Annotated in this window: 12 protein-coding genes and 1 pseudogene; 6 read left to right on the top strand and 7 right to left on the bottom strand. The window is 35.7% G+C overall.

Features of this window, described 5'->3' with window-relative positions:
• The first annotated feature begins 1,219 nt into the window (after positions 1 to 1,219).
• The 3 genes from mfnA (at position 1,220) to MSBR3_RS18670 (ending at position 6,247) form a co-directional block, all read left to right on the top strand.
• Positions 1,220 to 2,407 carry a tyrosine decarboxylase MfnA gene (mfnA, locus tag MSBR3_RS18680; RefSeq protein ID WP_048109793.1) on the top strand — a complete coding sequence of 396 codons (1,188 nt, stop codon included), beginning with the start codon at positions 1,220 to 1,222 and terminating at the stop codon, positions 2,405 to 2,407.
• 667 nt (positions 2,408 to 3,074) lie between these two features.
• On the top strand, positions 3,075 to 4,169 hold the full coding sequence (locus MSBR3_RS18675; protein ID WP_048109792.1) for a CBS domain-containing protein: 1,095 nt from the start codon (positions 3,075 to 3,077) through the stop codon (positions 4,167 to 4,169).
• 548 nt (positions 4,170 to 4,717) lie between these two features.
• Entirely contained in the window at positions 4,718 to 6,247 is a 1,530-nt protein-coding gene (locus MSBR3_RS18670; protein WP_048109790.1) for a TraB/GumN family protein, read from the top strand.
• 679 nt (positions 6,248 to 6,926) lie between these two features.
• On the opposite strand, the gene fhcD is transcribed toward MSBR3_RS18670, so the two are convergent.
• Complete coding sequence (gene fhcD / locus MSBR3_RS18665; protein ID WP_048109789.1) at positions 6,927 to 7,820, bottom strand: formylmethanofuran--tetrahydromethanopterin N-formyltransferase; 894 nt, start codon at positions 7,818 to 7,820, stop codon at positions 6,927 to 6,929.
• A gap of 643 nt (positions 7,821 to 8,463) precedes the next feature.
• Here fhcD and MSBR3_RS19695 point away from each other — a divergent pair.
• Positions 8,464 to 8,719: pseudogene (locus tag MSBR3_RS19695) on the top strand (IS1634 family transposase); the annotation flags it as partial.
• 29 nt (positions 8,720 to 8,748) lie between these two features.
• On the opposite strand, the gene MSBR3_RS18660 reads toward MSBR3_RS19695, so the two are convergent.
• The 6 genes from MSBR3_RS18660 to MSBR3_RS18635 all read right to left on the bottom strand — a co-directional run bounded on the left by MSBR3_RS18660 (position 8,749) and on the right by MSBR3_RS18635 (position 14,571).
• Positions 8,749 to 9,390, bottom strand: a complete 642-nt coding sequence (locus MSBR3_RS18660; RefSeq protein WP_048109787.1) for a methyltransferase domain-containing protein — start codon at positions 9,388 to 9,390, stop codon at positions 8,749 to 8,751.
• A 435-nt stretch (positions 9,391 to 9,825) separates the two neighbouring features.
• Complete coding sequence (locus MSBR3_RS18655) at positions 9,826 to 10,305, bottom strand: chemotaxis protein CheD (protein ID WP_048109786.1); 480 nt, start codon at positions 10,303 to 10,305, stop codon at positions 9,826 to 9,828.
• A gap of 304 nt (positions 10,306 to 10,609) precedes the next feature.
• Positions 10,610 to 11,434, bottom strand: coding sequence for a CheR family methyltransferase (locus MSBR3_RS18650; protein ID WP_048109783.1), 825 nt, complete (start codon positions 11,432 to 11,434; stop codon positions 10,610 to 10,612).
• Positions 11,395 to 11,805 (bottom strand): hypothetical protein, encoded by a 411-nt coding sequence (locus MSBR3_RS20550; RefSeq protein WP_048109782.1) that lies wholly within the window; start codon positions 11,803 to 11,805, stop codon positions 11,395 to 11,397. The genes MSBR3_RS18650 and MSBR3_RS20550 overlap by 40 nt, the downstream gene beginning before the upstream one ends.
• 57 nt (positions 11,806 to 11,862) lie before the next feature.
• Positions 11,863 to 13,566: a chemotaxis protein CheA gene (locus MSBR3_RS18640; protein ID WP_048109781.1), complete on the bottom strand. Its 1,704-nt coding sequence runs from the start codon at positions 13,564 to 13,566 to the stop codon at positions 11,863 to 11,865.
• Positions 13,567 to 14,205: 639 nt separating this feature from the next.
• On the bottom strand, positions 14,206 to 14,571 hold the full coding sequence (locus tag MSBR3_RS18635; protein WP_048109780.1) for a response regulator: 366 nt from the start codon (positions 14,569 to 14,571) through the stop codon (positions 14,206 to 14,208).
• Between the two features lie 960 nt (positions 14,572 to 15,531).
• On the opposite strand from MSBR3_RS18635, the gene MSBR3_RS18630 reads away from it, so the two are divergent.
• Positions 15,532 to 15,906 carry a response regulator gene (locus MSBR3_RS18630; RefSeq protein ID WP_048109779.1) on the top strand — a complete coding sequence of 125 codons (375 nt, stop codon included), beginning with the start codon at positions 15,532 to 15,534 and terminating at the stop codon, positions 15,904 to 15,906.
• Between the two features lie 339 nt (positions 15,907 to 16,245).
• A complete protein-coding gene (locus MSBR3_RS18625; RefSeq protein WP_048109778.1) occupies positions 16,246 to 18,300 on the top strand; it encodes a methyl-accepting chemotaxis protein in 2,055 nt (684 codons plus the stop codon).
• Positions 18,301 to 18,342: the final 42 nt, after the last annotated feature.

The raw sequence follows: 18,342 nt of genomic DNA, 5'->3' as shown, positions 1-18,342 counted from the left end.
TCTGCCACAAAAACCAACATTGAATAGCTTGAGTATATTTGAAATAAAAAAGTTATAAGTTTCAAAACTAATTGAGACTGAGTTAAAAACCCTTACTTTCAAATGGAGTAAGTTATAAAAAATAATAATATTTTTGGATAAAATTGAAGTATAAAAATTTTGAGATAAAAATTAGAATTATGTAAATAGAATCACCGTAAATAAATGAATTTACAGAATTTAAGAAATTTTAGAGAAATTTCTGGGTGTACGAATTAAAAATTCCTTATATTGAAAAAATAAGAAAGAGATAAGGAAAAATTAAGGAATTAGGAAAAATTGGAAGTTGAAGAAGTTAGGGGAAAAAGGAAGTTAGGGGAAAAAGGAAGTTAGGAGAAAAAAGGAAGTTAGGGGAAAAAAGGAAGTTAGGGGAAAAAAGGAAGTTAGGAGAAAAAAGGAAGTTAGGGGAAAAAAGGAAGTTAGGGGAAAAAAGGAAGTTAGGAGAAAAAAGGAAGTTAGGGGAAAAAAGGAAGTTAGGAGAAAAAAGGAAGTTAGGAGAAAAAAGGAAGTTAAAGAAAATCATGTGATAGACCCCTTTATTTCGACTGGAAAGTTTATATAACCCCCGGACCCCATGATTTCCATTAAAGAGATTAGAGCTTCAAGGCAACAAAATAAAATTGAGTTTTATTTTGTTTACAGCAAAATAATGTTGTTTGGTTATAAAACTAATACTATATATAAGTTATTATTAAAAAATCGGTTTGTTTTTAGAATGCTTTTTCTTAATAAAAATAAGATTGATTTAATATCTTCATCATATTGACGATTTAATCTATAGAAAAAGTGTTGATTTTCAAAGTATTGAAAGACTTAAGTTACATATTCTGAGAAATTTACATTTTCTAGGTCTATGGAAGTCTTTCCAATCGAAATAAAGGGGTCTCCCTCTAAAGCAGACATTAATACAGTTATGGTACCTTAACATACATTCTTTTTAAATCTTGTATTGAGTTAATAGAAATCAACAGAATGTCTCTATCCTCCTGGATAATCCTTTGCCCTATTATTGCTTACATATCTTTTTTGTGAAACTTCTTCTTAACTTTTTAATCATTCATTGAAAGTTCATCTCTTTTGATGTACATGAGATTCTCATGCATCTTTAAGAAAGTTACTTGATAATTTAGCAGGTATATTCCATAAGTATTTTAAATAAAACTGGTTTTACTTTACCCACATGAATGAGCAGGGTCTTTCTGAGAAAGAGATATTTTCCTATCTGGAAGATGTAAAGTCAGAAGATACGGATTACTATAGGGTTTTAAGTTCAATGTGTACTCATCCGCACAGAATCGCGGTTGAGGCTCACAGGTTATTTATTGAGGCTAATCTGGGTGATCTGGGACTTTTTGCAGGTGCCTACAGACTGGAAAAAGAAGTTATCCAGATGCTGGGAGAACTTCTTCATTTTCAGTCTGTTGAAACTCCTTCAGGAGATTCATGTAAGAGTTCGGTTTGCGGTTATCTTACAACAGGAGGTACGGAATCCAACATTCAGGCTATTAGGGGTATGAAAAATCTCGTGACTGAGGGTGGAAAAAGAGCAGGTGATGTCCTCAATATAGTTGTTCCTGAGTCAGCTCACTTCTCATTTGATAAGGTAGCCAATATGATGGGCATTGAGGTTAAAAGAGCTCTTCTGGATTCTGAATTCAGAGTGGACATCGAATCTGTAGAAAGTCTGATAGATGCAAACACTATCGGACTCATAGGGATAGCAGGAAATACGGAATTTGGCCAGGTAGATCCGATTGAGGAACTTTCAAAACTTGCTCTTGAGAATGAGCTTTTCCTGCATGTTGATGCAGCTTTCGGAGGGTTTGTGATTCCGTTCCTTGAAAAGCCATATTCTTTTGATTTTAAAGTTCCAGGCGTTACTTCCATTGCAATAGATCCTCATAAAATGGGCCTTTCCACAATTCCCTCAGGTGCCCTGTTATTCAAATCTCCTTTTTTCATGGAGTCCCTCAAGGTAAACACTCCATATCTTACAACAAAGTCTCAATTTACTCTCACGGGTACTCGCAGTGGAGCTTCAGCCGCTGCCACTTATGCTATTATGAAGTATCTTGGACGTGAAGGATATAGAAAAAATGTACAGTACTGCATGCAGCTTACCGCAAAATTAGTCAAAGAAGCTCGAAAATTAGGGTTCGAACCTCTTATTGAGCCTGTAATGAACGTGGTCGCCCTGAGAGTTCCGAACCCTGATCTTGTGCGAGAGCAACTCTTAACTAAATTTAATTGGAATGTCTCAATCACTCGCAGCCCAAGATCTCTTCGCCTGGTCCTTATGCCTCATAACACAGCTCATGATATAGAAGAATTCCTGCAAGATTTGAGAAAAATAACATCAGAACTTTAAGTAAAGCAGAACTTTAAGTAAAGCAGTTTAAGTAAAGCAGATCTTTAAGTAAAGCAGAACTTTAAGTAAAGCAGAACTTTAAGTAAAGCAGAACTTTAAGCAAAGCAGAACTTTAAATTTTACTCCTTTCTTATTCTTATAACTTCTTCGGTTTTCGCTTAATTGCTTTAATTTGTTGTCACATATTAGTCACATACAAGTATCATGAAAGTTTAGTTATTAATGATCTAATGAGCTTAAAATCGTTGTATGATGAAGAGAAGCTAAAGATTATGCTTAACAATTAAATTTCTAAGACACTAGTCACATACAAACAGATATGTATAATATTATCGCTAAATAACAAATGGGGTCGTTTAACTTATAGAGAAAAATTTATAAGGTAACTTGATCAGGGAAACTTTACAAGTTGACTTTATGAGGGGAAGTTAATTGAAAGGGTTTATGATCAGAATTAGAAAATTTAAGGGAATGTTAAGGTCAGTTCCAGTGGGAATTATGGCCAGAACTACCTGCAAATTTCCACTCTCATGAGCTGTACTATTCCTGACAGTCTGCATCTGATATTTTAAATTCAAGTTCAACTTTATTCGGTTTGCATTAGTTCAGATTCGATATTTAATCATCTGCTTAATATTATAAAAATGAAAATGGGGGTATTTATCTCATGAAATCGTCAGTGAAAATCGGAAGTGTTATGGGTATACCTATAAGGTTGCACATAACTTTTCTTCTCATATTACCCATATTTGCTTATGCGTTTGCGATCAACCCGCAGCCTTTTGGTTTTGAAGGAGTTGAACCGTCAGTCACAAGATATTCGCTTTCAGTCCTGACTGCTATTCTGCTTTTTGCTTCGATCCTTGTGCATGAACTTGCACATTCATACCTGGCAATGCGTTATGGGGTTAAAATTGAGAACATTACTCTCTTTCTTTTTGGAGGAGTATCGGCTATGGAGAAGATACCCAGAGAACCTGGACAGGAAGCAAAAATGGCTTCTGCCGGACCCCTTACAAGTCTTGTAATAGGCTTATTCTGTCTTTTAATATATGGGAATCTAATTTCCCCTAATCCTGTACTTTCTCAAAACCCGATATACCTTGTTATCTGGATTCTTGGAATTATGAACTTTATACTCGGGATCTTCAACTTGCTGCCTGCTTTTCCAATGGATGGAGGTAGAGTACTTCGCGCTTTCTATGCAAGAAGAATGTCTTATGTGAAAGCTACCCAGAGTGCAGCAGCCGTAGGGAAGTTTTTTGCCGTTCTTATGGCGATTTTCGGAATTTTCATAGGCAACCCCTGGTTTCCTTTGATCGCACTCTTTATTTACGTCGGCGCATCTGAAGAAGAGCGTTCTACTCGGGCTGAGGTAACTCTCGAAAATATTCGGGTAAAGGATATTATGACCAGGAATGTGGTTTCAGTCAGTCCTTCCATGAGCGTGGAAGATCTTGTTAAGTTCATGTTTGAGAAGAGACATATGGGTTACCCTGTAATGGAAGGAGGCAGCCTGAAAGGAATTGTGACGTTTACGGATATCCAGCGTGTTCCTTCTATTGAACGTCCAGTGGCCAAAGTATCTGATATTATGACTAGGGATGTCATCTCGGTATCTCCGGATGCTCAGGCAAGTGATGTTCTGAGACTCGTATCTTCTAAAAATATTGGTAGAGTAATGGTTATTGATGACGGATCAGTCGTAGGGATACTTTCAAGAACAGATCTTGTACGGATCATGAAACTAAGATCAGAGTAAGTCCTAAACATTTTACATTACAGAGAGTCTCAAGCAAAGAGGTTGTCAAGTCATCAAAGAAGAGTCTAAGTGAAATTTATTAAGAGAAAATTAGTACAAGAAATTTTATCAGGGAATTTATCAAAAAGGTTACCAACATAAATTTTCATCAAAAGATATTTTTATCAAAAGACCCTACACTATTAAGTTTTTAAGTTCTTTAAATTAATACTTTTCCAAAATTATATAAGAATATATTAGATAGGTTTATGAATAATTATATAAAATGAAAATTATGGAAACTAAGGATAAAATCCGAAGGCAAAAAATAAATCTAGGAATAAAACCTGAAGACAACAAAATATGAATATAAGATAAAACTTGAAAGCAGCAAAATATAAATCTCTGGCAGATAATTACCACCAGTTAATCAGCTGCTTATAGCTAAGTTTTTTTATAGCTTGGTTATTTTATGTGAAGAATTTAATTACTCATGCGATTAACTGTAGTCTTTCAAGGAACGTGCTTTTGCACATCACCTTAACAGCATCGCAGCAGAGAGATTAATAATGATCAAACCTGAAATTACAGATTCTCAGGACAGGGACCCTGACTACAATTTTCATATTTCATCTCAGGAGTCAATATATTCTATGGACAAACTTGTGACCGAATCCGAAGAAACCTTAACTTCTGTCGGAAAGTCTAAAATTTCTGGTTCTTCAGTTAATATGCCGCAAGAAGAAAAAAATTCTGTGCCAGCATCTAAAATAGAACCTAACGAGCTTGAAACAAAGCTTGACATAAGTTCCGAACTTATTACAGAACCTATTCCTGATTCAGCTTCCGAAGTTTCAGTTCCTTCACCTTCCCAATTCTCGGATGCACATCAGGCTGAATGCCAGCCATCAAAAGTTGTGCTTATAGGAACTGCTCACGTCTCGGAAAAGAGTGTTGCCGAGGTTAAGGCTGCTATAAGAGATCTGAAACCGGATATTGTAGCTGTCGAGCTTTGCAGGGGACGTTATGATTCTCTGAAGGGTAATGTGCAGGAAAAACAGGTGCCTATTAAGGATATTCTTACTGAAGGCAAGGTTTACTATTACATAATTCACTGGCTGCTTGCCTATGTACAGAAAAAGATCGGTGACGACATGGGTGTAAAACCCGGAGCCGAGATGCTTGCCGCAATTGAAGAAGCTGAATCTATAGGGGCTAATATTGCTTTAATTGACAGGGATATCCAGGTGACCCTTCAGCGTTTCTGGGGAAAAATGAAGTTCCCGGAAAAAATCAAGATGATCGGCTCTCTGTTAGGTGGCCTAATAGGAATAGGAAAAGGAACCGAAATAGATATAGATGAAATTACAAAAACAGACGTTGTAACTGGCCTCGTAAACGAACTTAGAGATTTTGCCCCGACTGCGGCTGAAGTTCTCATTGATGAAAGGGATGCATATCTTGCAGGAAGCATTCTTAAGGTTGCGGCAGGTGGGAATAAAACAATCGTCGTGGTAATTGGAGCCGGGCATAAGCCAGGAGTGACTAAGTATCTGAAAAACCCGAAAAGCGTTCCTTCCCTGCATAGTCTTATGCAGGTTCCAAAGAAACGCATAAGTCTTGGAAAGATTGTTGGCTTTGCTTTTGTTGCCGTTATAATTGGATTCTTTTTGCTATTACTGCTTTCTGGCGTTCCTCTGAAACTTCTGTTAATAGCCTTCGGGTGGTGGTTTATTATTACAGGAACCCTAAGTGCAGCCGGTACTTTACTTGCAGGCGGCCACCCTTACTCGGTTCTGACTGCCTTTTCGGTTGCCTGGCTAACTACTCTGCACCCTCTTATTGCCGCAGGCTGGTTTGCTGGTCTTGTAGAAGCAAAACAGCGAAACCCTACTACCGCAGACTTAAAAGCACTGGGAGAAATAGAAACCTTCAAGGAGATGTTCAACAACAGGTTCATGCGAGTCCTCCTTGTCGCAAGCTTTGCAAACATAGGAAGTATGACAGGAACCTTCGTTGCAGCTTATGTCATGATGCATGTAACTGGCATTGACCCGAGAGATGTTCTACTTTCTGGGTTCAACGCAATTGGACTCTAAAGTCTTTTACATCTATGACTAATTAAATTGGACTCTTAAATTTGGACTCTTAAATTTGGACTCTTAAATTTGGACTCTTAAATTTGGACTCTTAAAGTCTTTGATATCTATTGGTTCAATTTATTGAGCTCTAAAGTTTTTGATATCTAAGGCTTTAATCAGTTAAGTTCTAAGGTCTTCAATATCTAAACTGACTTTAAAGTTAAGCTCTAAATTTTTGGTATTAATATACTGATGTTTCTGGTACCCTGATGTCCTAATATTTTTCTAATTTTTCATTCTTCTGGTGTCTGTGAATTTAGTGTCTGTCGATTTAGTATGTTATTTTATATATTGTTAAAAATTAGCTAGGTAGTTAACCTTTAATTTTTCTTTATAGCCTTTTTTTATAAAAAATTGTTATATTAACGTGTTCTACAATGACTAAACGAAAAGAAGAAGATAGAGAAGAAACAAAAAGAAAAAGAATAGAGAAGAAACAAAAAGAAAAAGAATAGAGAAGAAACAAAAAGAAAAAGAATAGAGAAGAAACAAAAAGAAAAAGAATAGAGAAGAAACAAAAAGAAAAAGAATAGAGAAGAAACAAAAAGAAAAAGAATAGAGAAGAAACAAAAAGAAAAAGAATAGAGAAGAAACAAAAAGAAAAAGAATAGAGAAGAAAAATAAAAAATTTTAGAGTTTAGAAGAGCTCATGCAGTTTAAACTGATATTTACCCAGTTTTCCGCCGTAGTTTCCTGCTGAGATCTTTTTAACGCCCGGAACAGTTACAGCAGCTTTAATTCCTGCTTTCATGGCAGCTTTTATGCTTTCTTCATCAAGCCCATTGATGACAATTTCATAAACAGCATTGACATCTGCAGGGATTTCAGTGTTTTCAACCTTATCCTTTATGGAAGGGCAGAATTTTTCATTTGCGGTAGCTTTCAAGAACTTGTACTTATTTGCTCCGGATTTAGATCCACTGGCTACAATACCGCCTGGGAAGGGGGTAATTGTACCTTCGAGCTCTGCAATTGCATCAACAGCAGCTTCGGCTGCGGTCAAGGCGGTCATTTGAGAGTCTCCGAAAATGAAGAAATTTCCGCCTGCAATTCCAGCTACAGCTCCTATATTTTCTTCGGCCAGGAAGTCTCCTTCCATAATTGGTACCTTAAATACTTTGCGGCCTGAAATCTGGGTTTCGGATTCCATTCCATCTGCGAAGAATTTGAGTTTAAAGCCCACATTAAACTGTTTTTCAGCTTCGGGAAGCCCATTGAAGACTGCAGTTGTAGGGGCTGTAAGTACACATTGTCCAATCCTTTCAAGAAGCTGTTCTTCAAGAGCTTCGTATTTGAAAGTGCAGATCTGAACATAAACTCCAGGCCTGCCATCAGGGGTCTCGCTGGGGCTTGCTAACCTCTCAATTCCGGCTTCTGCAGGACACATTATAACGGATGTTGCAAAACCTGTAGCTTCAGTAGCTGCCACAAGGGCCCAGCGCTTGGTAGCAGCTGTTATGAGTACCCGTGCAATCTTGATCGGAAACGCTTCTGCATATGTATCTTCGATTTCTACTCCGTTGATTTCCATAAAAATCTCTCACTTGCTTAATATTACTATCTTGAAACTAGTTCGCGAATTGTCAGGTTTGGTTTCCCTGTTTTCTCGTCTTCTACAACTTTTTAAATATCTTACAGATGACTGAGGGTATGGTATTTACTCAAGGGTTACTCAAAGAATTTTAGAGTAGTGCTCAGAGTGTTATCTAAAGAATACTTAATGTTATACTTGATGTATACTTCAAGTGTACTCGCAGTATTACCTGAAGTACCTTAGTGTATTGCTCAAAGTATACTTAAACTGTACTAGGAGTTGTACTCAAGTATATTCAGAGTGTTACTTTACCTTAGAGCTAGCCTCAGATACAGATTTAAAGTTTTATGCTACTTTTATTTTCTTTTGCTTTATTAATGGAACTAATAATGTAATTATAATATTTATATCAAATATATAATTTTTCAGAGAAAAGGTGAAGAAACGAAAGTGAATTAAAAAGCAAATTATTTTATAATGAGTCGATAACCTACAGAAAAAGAATTCTATTGAGAAAATATTCTAGTAGTGGACATGATTTATTGAAAAACATATGCACAGGACTCTCTCTACATTTTCCTCGAATAAGATGGATGTATTTGCTTTTTAGGAATTGATCAATAATTCAAGTACACTACCAATATTCTGTTTGTTGAAGAACGAAATCAACATTAAACCGTTGGGGATGTGGTCGGATGATAGCATTTATGGAGTTATTATCCTTGGGTTTATCGCAATTACTCATATCGCTGATGAGATATGAGTTTGAAGAACTAAAATATATATACAAAATTCATTAAAAAAGCTTGAAGAATTTGACACTTACAGTCAAGTTCAAGATAAATAGAGTCAAAAAATATATTTTTGCGAGTTTTGATCGGGTCAATAGCTTGATCCACATTCCACAGAGATACACATGTAGAATTTATTTACCTAATCGCCCCAAATTACTAGGTTTCCTGGCTATTATGGTTCTTACTGCGTGCTGGTGGGGAATATTGCTTGATTTACAATCAAATATAAACTCATTAGAGTAAAGCAGTTCCCAATCTTTATAATAACAGCTCTGAAGTTCCTCACTCTCATAAAGGTATTCATTTTTACCCCAATCAGGGGCAATCTCAACATCAGGATGTTCGACAAATGTACACATTACGTTGATGCCACCATTTTCGGTATTATTTTTTATGTTTTCAAACTGGCGTTTTCTATTTTCTGGTCTAATGTATTGCAAAGTTCCAATAGAATAAACGACATCAAACATTTTTGGTAAAACAATATCGTTTATATCTGCTCCTATAGTTTCTATAATTGTATCATTTTCTTTGGCTAACTTAACCGCTTTTTCTAAACCTGCAGGTGCAATATCAACAGCCAAAACATTGAAACCTCGTAGAGCAAAGAAAACACTGTCCCGACCTTCTCCAGCACCTAAATCAACCAGTTTTCTATTGGTTATTTGGCTATCAGGAATAAACTCTAAAACTTTGTTTACCAATTCATTAGGTTCTTTACCCCAATAGTAATCTGATTTCAAATAAATTTCTTGAAATTGCTCTTTATCCATTATTCATCTCTCTGTCTTCTTTGAATATTATAGCTTACTGTATTCTTTTCAAAAATATTTTTGCTATATATTGTACAGATAGTACGCAGCAATTTACTGTACTTAAATATTTCCTTATTAATACAAGCAGAAAATCTTGAAGAAAAATATCAAATCCTCTTTCCATAAAATGCAGCTTTTGCCTCAAAAAATAGGTCTAAATATTAAAGTCTAGGATTAATGGGTTGACAGTTCACAGTTGTGAATCTGAGTGCCAGAATGGCGGAAAGATTACGCAGTGGACTGCAGACTCATTCTATCCTGGTTCGATTCCAGGCTCTGGCTTAAAAGTTTTTTCACAAATTGAGAGTAAAAAATAAGTAAAACATAAAAAAGAAAAAAGGCAAAGTAGAGTAAAAATAAAAACTAATTAAAGATAGAAACTGATTGGTTCTTTTAGATTATCTTATCTCCTCTCAAAATAGTCCTTATGAGGAGATCGCCAGTAGAAGTATCAAAGGTTACTGTACGTCCATAATTTTTGCCGGTGTCCTCAGCTATAATTGGTATTTCGAACTTTTCCAGGGTGGTTTTGGCCCACTTTACATTTCTTTCACCTATTTTCAGATTTCGATTTTCAAACATATGTGCTCCCCCGACAATTTTTGCTTCGAGCCTTTTTCTGGATGAGCCTTTTTTTAGTATCTCAGCTGTAAGATATTCTATACCGAAGTCCGTATATTTTAAAGGGTTATCTTTTATCCTTGAATGACTTATACTCGGAAGCATTGTATGGACAAGCCCACCTACTTTCTCCCGCCTATCGTGTAGTGTTATACTGACACATGAACCCAACCCAGAAGTTTTAATTTTAACTGGACTCTTAGATAATGCATAGGCTCCTATTCCCACTACAATTATGCCTGAGTCGGTCATCTTGAAAAATTCTCCGATTTATAAATTTTTCTTGGATTATGGATTATTAGAAATTATTTAAAAACTCTTTCAAATTCATTTAGATATTGTTTGGAATTATTTCAAAGTTCTTTTGGATTTATCCCATATCTACCAAAATTTTTCACATCGTCTATATTTATGAAAATAGATCTGAATAGGACTGCTTGTTAGCTTATAGAGAGAAGTGGCAAAATTCCTATCTTTATGTTTTCGAGCTCTTTAAGTGCCCAACATTCATATTCGCTTGAACTCTTAGGTTCCTGATCTCTTCCATAGTGCCTCTTTAGATTTCTTTTATGTACAGGCGCTCTCTTGTATTGTATGGTCTAAAAAGACTTGATGCATCCCCAAGCAGTGTTTCGGACTTTCCTATTATAAAAAATCCTCCTTTTCCGAGAGCCTTGTAGAAATTAAGCTGTAATTGCTCTTGAATCTCCTTTTTAAAGTATATCATTACATTTCGGCAGACAATAAGATCAAAATGATCGATTTTGGGGTCTGAAATTAAGTCGTGACATTTAAATTGTGTTATACTCTTAAATTCATCTATTATCTGGTACATATCTCCCTGCTTTAAAAAATAACGTTCTCTTATGCCTTGATCAAGATTTTTAAGCGAATTCTCATTATAAACACCTTTTTTGGCTTTTTCCAGACATTGAGTATCAATATCCGTACATATAATTCTTATTCTATACTTATTAAAATCGTTTTTCAGGGTCCTGTGCAGCAGAATAGCAAGAGAATAAGCCTCTTCTCCTGCCGCACAACCAGCACTCCAGATGCGAATTGATCGAATGAATAGTCCTGATCTGTTTTTAATAAGAGAAGGAACGATCTCTTTTTCTATTATTCTAAAGGTTTCTGGATTTCGGAAAAACTCACTGACGTTTATAGTAAGAGCGTCAAAAAGGGACTCGTATTCTTGAGGGTTTTTTTCCAAAAGTTTCAGATACGCTCCATAACTTTCTGAATTGGTGGCTCGGACACGCAAATTAAGTCTACGCCTGAAATGAGCTTCCTTATAATGTTCACAGTTAAAGCCAATGTTTCTATTAATAGTTCTCTTTAAAAGTTCAAAGCCCGGATCTTTTCCAGATTTTGACATGCTTTTATCTCTTTACTTTTTTCTTTGTTTATCTCTTTACTTTTCTCTTTGTTTATCTCTTTACTTTTCTCTTTGTTTATCTCTTTACTTTTCTCTTTGTTTATCTCTTTACTTTTCTCTTTGTTTATCTCTTTACTTTTCTCTTTGTTTATCTCTTTACTTTTCTCTTTGTTTATCTCTTTACTTTTCTCTTTGTTTATCTCTTTACTTTTCTCTTTGTTTATCTCTTTACTTTTCTCTTTGTTTATCTCTTTACTTTTCTCTTTGTTTATCTCTTTACTTATCTTTTTGTTTAACCTTTTACTTTTTCCTTTATTTTTCTCTATGTTTATTTTATTATCATTTCCCTTTCTAACTGGATCGTTACCCATTTCTTCATCAGCAGTCTTTATCCAGGTTTTTTGTCCAAATTAAAGTTTCTTACATATTCAAATCAGGGAGTTAACATCGATAATTAAAATAACATTTCCATCACCCAGAATTGTCGCTCCTGCAAACCCTCTGGTACTATCAAGAAGCTTGCTTTTGAAACTTTTTACTATTACTTCCTGTTTTCCAAGAAGCTCGTCGGCGACTATCCCAATATATTGCCCACTTTTTTCAACGATAACTATGTAAATATTGTTCTCATTGTCATTATCAGGTAGCTGAAACTGCTTTCTCAATCTAAAAAGTGGAAGAATTTTATTGTCTATTAAAATGACTTCCTGTCCTTTGATATGTTTGGTTTCCTGAGAACTAACTTCAATGTTTTTCACTATGTTTGTGAAAGGAATTGCGTACTTTTCCGTTCTAACTCTTACCAGCATGGCCTGATAAACTGCAATGGTTAAAGGCAGTTTCAGTTCGAACCTGGAACCAAGTCCAGGCTTTGACTCAACTTTTACGGACCCTCCGAGGTGCTCAACTCTATTTTTTACAACATCCATTCCTATTCCCCTTCCGGAGACATCGGTAACACTGTCAGAGGTACTGAGACCTGGAGTAAAGATCAGTTGCATTACTTCTTCTTCCTCAAGCTGTTCCGTACTTTCTCTTGAGATAATTCCTTTATTTAATGCAACTTTCCTGATTTCATTGGTATCTATTCCACGTCCGTCATCTTCTATTCTAATAAAGACAAAGTTTTCCTGTCTTGAAGCTGCAACCAGTATAGTGCCATTCTCTTTTTTCCCAAGCTCCGCACGCTTCTCCGGAACTTCTATTCCGTGATCTACTGCATTTCTTAACAGGTGAACCAGGGAATCCCCGATTTCTTCGAGAATAGTTCGATCGAGCTTAATTTCTTTCCCTTTGATTACAAAATCGATTTTTTTGTTTTGTACACGTGCGAGATCTCTTATCATTCTGGGATAAACATAGGCAATATGGTCCAGGGGCACCATTCTTGCCTCGATCACTTCATCTTGCAGTTCTCTTGTTAGTTTATGAAAATCCGAAAGTGCAGTTTCAAGCTCCTTTGATTTCAGATTGCATGTAAGTTCGTTTACTCTACTCCGGTTAATTACGAGCTCACCCACAAGGTTCATCAATTTGTCGAGCTGTTCAGTACTTATTCTTGAATTTTGAATAATTTTTACTTTAGGACTCAATCTTGGATAAGCTAGGTTTTTTTCTTCCTTCTGTAGTCGATCAATCTCTTTTATTGATTTTTTCTTCGCAGAAAGGAGCTTATTATCTTCTATTCTTTCAATGAAGGCTTTTTCAGGAGAACCATTTAACTCCACTAATGTTTTTATCACTTCGTAAACCTCAGGATAGAACTCGTATTTATTAGCCCTCTCTTTTTTTTCTTTTCCAGGCTTATCTCCTTCACTTTTACAGACATTTTCTACAAGCTCATCAAGGGTATCCACACATATCAAGAGAACATCAATCAAAGAAGAATTAAGTACAATTTGCCGTGTGCGTAGCCTGTCTATCAAACTTTCCATTTCATGCGTTAACTCTACAATTTGCTTGAACCCCATAGTTGCAGCCATGCCTTTAAATGTGTGAGCTGCACGAAATAATGTATTCATCTGTTCCGTATTTTCAGGATCAATCTCAAGCACTAGCAGGGAGTCACTCAACTCTTTGATGTATTTTTCAGACTCTGCCCTGAAAATGTCCATATACTTTGACATATCCATAATTTTCCCTGCCTTTGTGGAAGTTCAGCTTTTCCTTTTTATACGGTTTCTCAACACTGAATTCAATTCGGGATTGTATTCCAGTTTCTGTTCCACGTTCAATTATATTTTAATCCCTACTTCTGGCTTAATCCCGATATTTACTTTAGTCCCTACTTCTGGTTTAATCCCTACACCGATTCCGTGCTAGTTTTCAATTTAATCACGACATTTCTAGTTTTAATGGATTTTTAATGGATTTTTATGAAATTTTTTGAAAGGATGCCATAAAACATGCACATATATGCTGTACTACCAGGACTGTGCAGGGATATCGACGGCAAACGAACATAATCCGAGTAAAAGCCTTAAGCCCGTCAAGGGCAGGCATGAAATTGTTTAAAAGATAGTCATCTCAAGCACTTTTTACTAAATATAAAAATTATTTTAATAACTTTATCTAATAATGTTTATTTAAAAATATTACTAATTGTCTGATTTTGCATATTTCAGTTTGTAGAGCTTTAGTTAACACAACCTGATTTGGTGCAGCTTCAGTTATTTTACTCAATATAGCGTTAGTTGCTTTGTTTAATGCGGCCTTAGTTAACGCAGTTTTATGCAATAGCAGCTTTATTTACCACTAGACTTAGATCGGATCTAATTCGGTTCGGCAATTTTTCTTATTACATCGAGCATTCCATCAGGCTCAAAAGGTTTTACTATAAAGCCCATAGCTCCTATTTTCATTGATTCGGTTATGAATGCCTGTTGGCCAATAGAAGAACATATTACTATTTTTGCTTCAGGGTCCATAATAAGAATTTTTTGCAACGCCTCTTTTCCATCCATATCTGGCATAATTATATCCATTAACACAATATCGGGCTTTACTTCGAGATAAATCTGAATTGCTTCTTCTCCATCATTGACTTCAGCAACAACTTCATGTCCGTGCATCAGAAGTATGTCTCTAATAATCATCCGCATAAATTCGGCATCGTCCACAATCATAATTCTGGCCATGCACTTCCCTTCTTCCGCTCTTGAACAAGCGACAATATCGGATGATATTATACTCATTTTTTTGGAATGTTTCGATATCTTTCGACATCTTATTCCTATGTTTGCCGAATCTCGCCCCTTGCCTGCATATTTTCCACAAATTCATACTATGAATCAAAGACCAATTTAAAAATTATGTAAGGTTAACAACTGTAACCAGCGTAGTTTATTTGTTAAGATATATTAACCCCAATTGTGTAGAAAAAATATATACGATACCTGCTATATTAAATTTTTTAATTGTCTTTATAATATTGGAGAGCTGAAATTTATTTAGATACTCTGGTTAATTGACATGTTGGAAAAATATTTGCAGAAGTTACAGGCTCTTTTCTAATCTTCAGCCTGGTTCGGTTTTTAATTTACAGATTTATAAAACATTGATCATATTATTTTTTATAAATAAAATACTTCCCTATTTGTTTTATGTTTAATCTGGAACTAACTTCAATTTTTTCTGAAAAATAACATCCAAAATGATATCAGAATCCAAATAAATTGTTTTCATTACTACATTTATATTGAATTTATGTATCTAAATCCAACAAATAAATTTATATTTTCTTAAACTTCATATATTATTGTAATTGAGAATAAACCTGGGACAACTTGTATGCCTAAGGCAAACTGTTGGAAAAACATTGGTTTTATAACTTTCCGATTCTGATTTTAGGGAGGATGATGGTATACGTACTGAAGATACAAGGAAAGATTTCATTTCGTTTTTTCTTGTTTTAGGCCTTCTTAAATGACTCGTTATCACTAAAAAATCAATTCATTAGGAAATTTGTTATTCACTGTTTCTTTGACAAAATTTCGTTTACAAAACCTTGTTTGCAAAGAATAACTATTAAAAAAACCCTATTACGAAAAATCCAGCTTACTAAATCTTCAAGCAACCCCACTTAGGAGTTGATTTAAGTGCCTGAAATTCTGATTGTTGAAGATAATTTACTTAACCTGACCGTTGAGGCAGACTTACTTAAGTCTTTTGGACACGAGCCGAAAAAGGCGAAAAACGGCTTTGAAGCTCTCAAAATTCTCACTGAAGTGAAAATTGACCTGATATTGCTTGACATGGAACTTCCGAAAATGCATGGTCTTGAATTGCTTCAAGAAATCAAACTTAATCCTGAAACTAAGAGTATAAAGGTAGTTGCAGTCACAGGTTATTCCGATCCTGAAAGTAAAGAAAAATACCTTAAAGCTGGATGCTATGCCGTTCTTGCCAAACCCATAAACTTTGGTGAGTTTGGCTCACAGATTGAGGATTTTCTTACAATAGCGGACTCTTGAAAATATAATATATGCGCAAATAAAAAGACAGTTACAGTGTATATGCAAAAATAAAAACAGTCGCCTAAAAGGCAGATTCAGTAGATATCTAAAGAAATATGCAAAATAGAGTTAAAATCACAATGACGAATTTTTCATTATGCTTTCTTTTTTCAATTAATCAAAAAATTTATCAACTCTTAAATAGTCTGTATTGAATGATCGGTTGGAAGGTCAGGCAATCTCCATAAAAACACTTCCGTCCGTTCACCTTCCTTAGCAGATACTACTGACACGTTAACAGTCCATGCAGGTAGAAGAGGTATAGAGATAGAGAAACCAGAGGCAAGGGTGAGATAGTTGTATAAAAACACAAAAATAGGGCATGTAGTAATAGGATTTGCTCTTCTTCTGGTTTTAATGTTCTTTGTTGGGTATACAGGCTATCAGGGTATGAATGACGTGGAAAAAAAAAGCCGAGCCATTCAAAACATGACCTTTATCATGAATAATATGCAGGGAGCCCTGGAAGCTCAGGAAAATTATGTTATTTATGGTGATCCTGTTTATAAGGAAGACACTTATAAACATCTTGATCGTGTACCCACACAAGCAGCTATATCCAAGGGAATATATCTTGGCTACCTTGATCCTGTAAATCAGGATCGAATGGATTCTATTCTGGAAGTCTCTGACAAATTTAAAGAAAGCTTTGATAGCTATGTTGAAGCAAACAACGAAGAGATAGCCCTGAGAGCTAATATCACTTCTAAAGGCGATCTTATTTTGCGGAAAGCAGATGAGATTTATCAAGACCAGATGCTTCAATACCAGCAATACGCAGAAAACGGTTCTTCAAGTGAAGTTCTCCAGCAAAAATTATCTAATGCTCAGGAAGTCCAGAAAATTAGCATACTTGCGATGGAAGCTCGAGACCAATACCAGAGCTATATAATTACTCCCAAAGATCAGTATGCAGAAAATTTCGATCGAAATATGGAGAATATAAGTGAAGTTACTAAGAACTTAAATAAGCAGACCGTAAATCCTGAAAATCTTGAGCGTGAAGACGCAATAATTTCCAATGTTAGAGAAATCCGGAACGATTTTGATCGCCTGGAAATTCTTAAAAAGAGGCAGGCAGTTGATGTGAAAAATATGGCAGCCATAGCTGCAAAAATTAAAGAAAATGCTGAAGCTGCCAGTGCCGATCAGAAAGGGAAGCTTGACACCCTGATAATAAACTCTATAAGTAAGATTCTTCTCGTTACTCTTCTTTCGATACTTATCGGCGTTTTACTTGTTTTTGTGATTCTGAACCTCTACAGAAAACCCATTTACGAATTGCTCGATGCATCCGAGAAAATTTCTAACGGAGATCTTGATGTTAAGATCAATAGGAGTTCGAGAAGTGAAATCTCTCAACTCTCACAAGCTTTTGAATCAATGGTTGAAAATCTTCGTAGCCTGATAAAAGGAATTCAGGAAAATTCGGTTCACCTTTCTACACTCTCAGAAGAAATGTCTGCTTCTTCTGAGGAAGTGGCTTCAGCTTCAAGGAAAATTTCTGACACTGCAACTGAAATCTCAAATGGGACCGAGATGCAGAGTACAAAAATATTGGATATCACTCATGCAATGCAGGATATGACACATAATATTCAAGAAATTGCAGAGAATACTCAGAAAGTCTCTAAGAACACCACTATTGTCAATAGTACTGTCAATAACATTGGAAATGCCTCAAGAGAAATTCTGGTAAAAATGGATCGTATTCGCTCCTCTGTTGATGAAACTAAGGAAGTAATAACAGAACTTGACTCCAAATCTCAACAAATCAATGAAATTGTAATTCTCATTACCAGGATTGCGGATCAGACAAACATGCTTGCTCTGAATGCTGCAATTGAGGCTGCCAGGGCTGGCGAGCAAGGCCGGGGTTTCTCTGTTGTAGCCGATGAGGTCAGAAAACTTGCCGATGAATCCGGTCGTGCTGCTAATAACATTTCCAGCTTAATCGAAGAAATAAGAGGTAGTATCAGCGAAACCGTGGAAAGTATAGAGGCCAGTAAAAAAGATGTGCAGGCTGGCTCACTATCTGTTAATAACGCAGTTGAAATGGTTGCAGGAATTGTTACTACAATCAATGAAATTACAAACATGATCGAAGATGTTGCAGCTGCTACAGAAGAGCAGTCCTCATCCATTGAAGAAATCACTTCCACTCTGGAGGATATTTCCTCAATCTCAGAACAGTCCGCCGCAGGAACCCAGGAAACTGCTGCAGCTCTCGAAGAGCAGAGTGCTTCAATGTCAGAACTTGCCAATATGGCCAGTGAGCTTTCTTTACTTGGGGAAAGGATGAAAAAAGCTACGGAAAAGTTCAAACTTGGTAACTTAAAAGAAGGATCATAAAACATGTCAAGTTAAAATTTCGAAGTTAATTTGAGGAATTCA

The organism is Methanosarcina barkeri 3, assembly GCF_000970305.1.
Classification (GTDB): domain Archaea; phylum Halobacteriota; class Methanosarcinia; order Methanosarcinales; family Methanosarcinaceae; genus Methanosarcina; species Methanosarcina barkeri_A.
The sequence above is the reverse complement of the archived record's forward strand: the minus strand, read 5'-3'. Positions and strand labels throughout refer to the sequence as shown.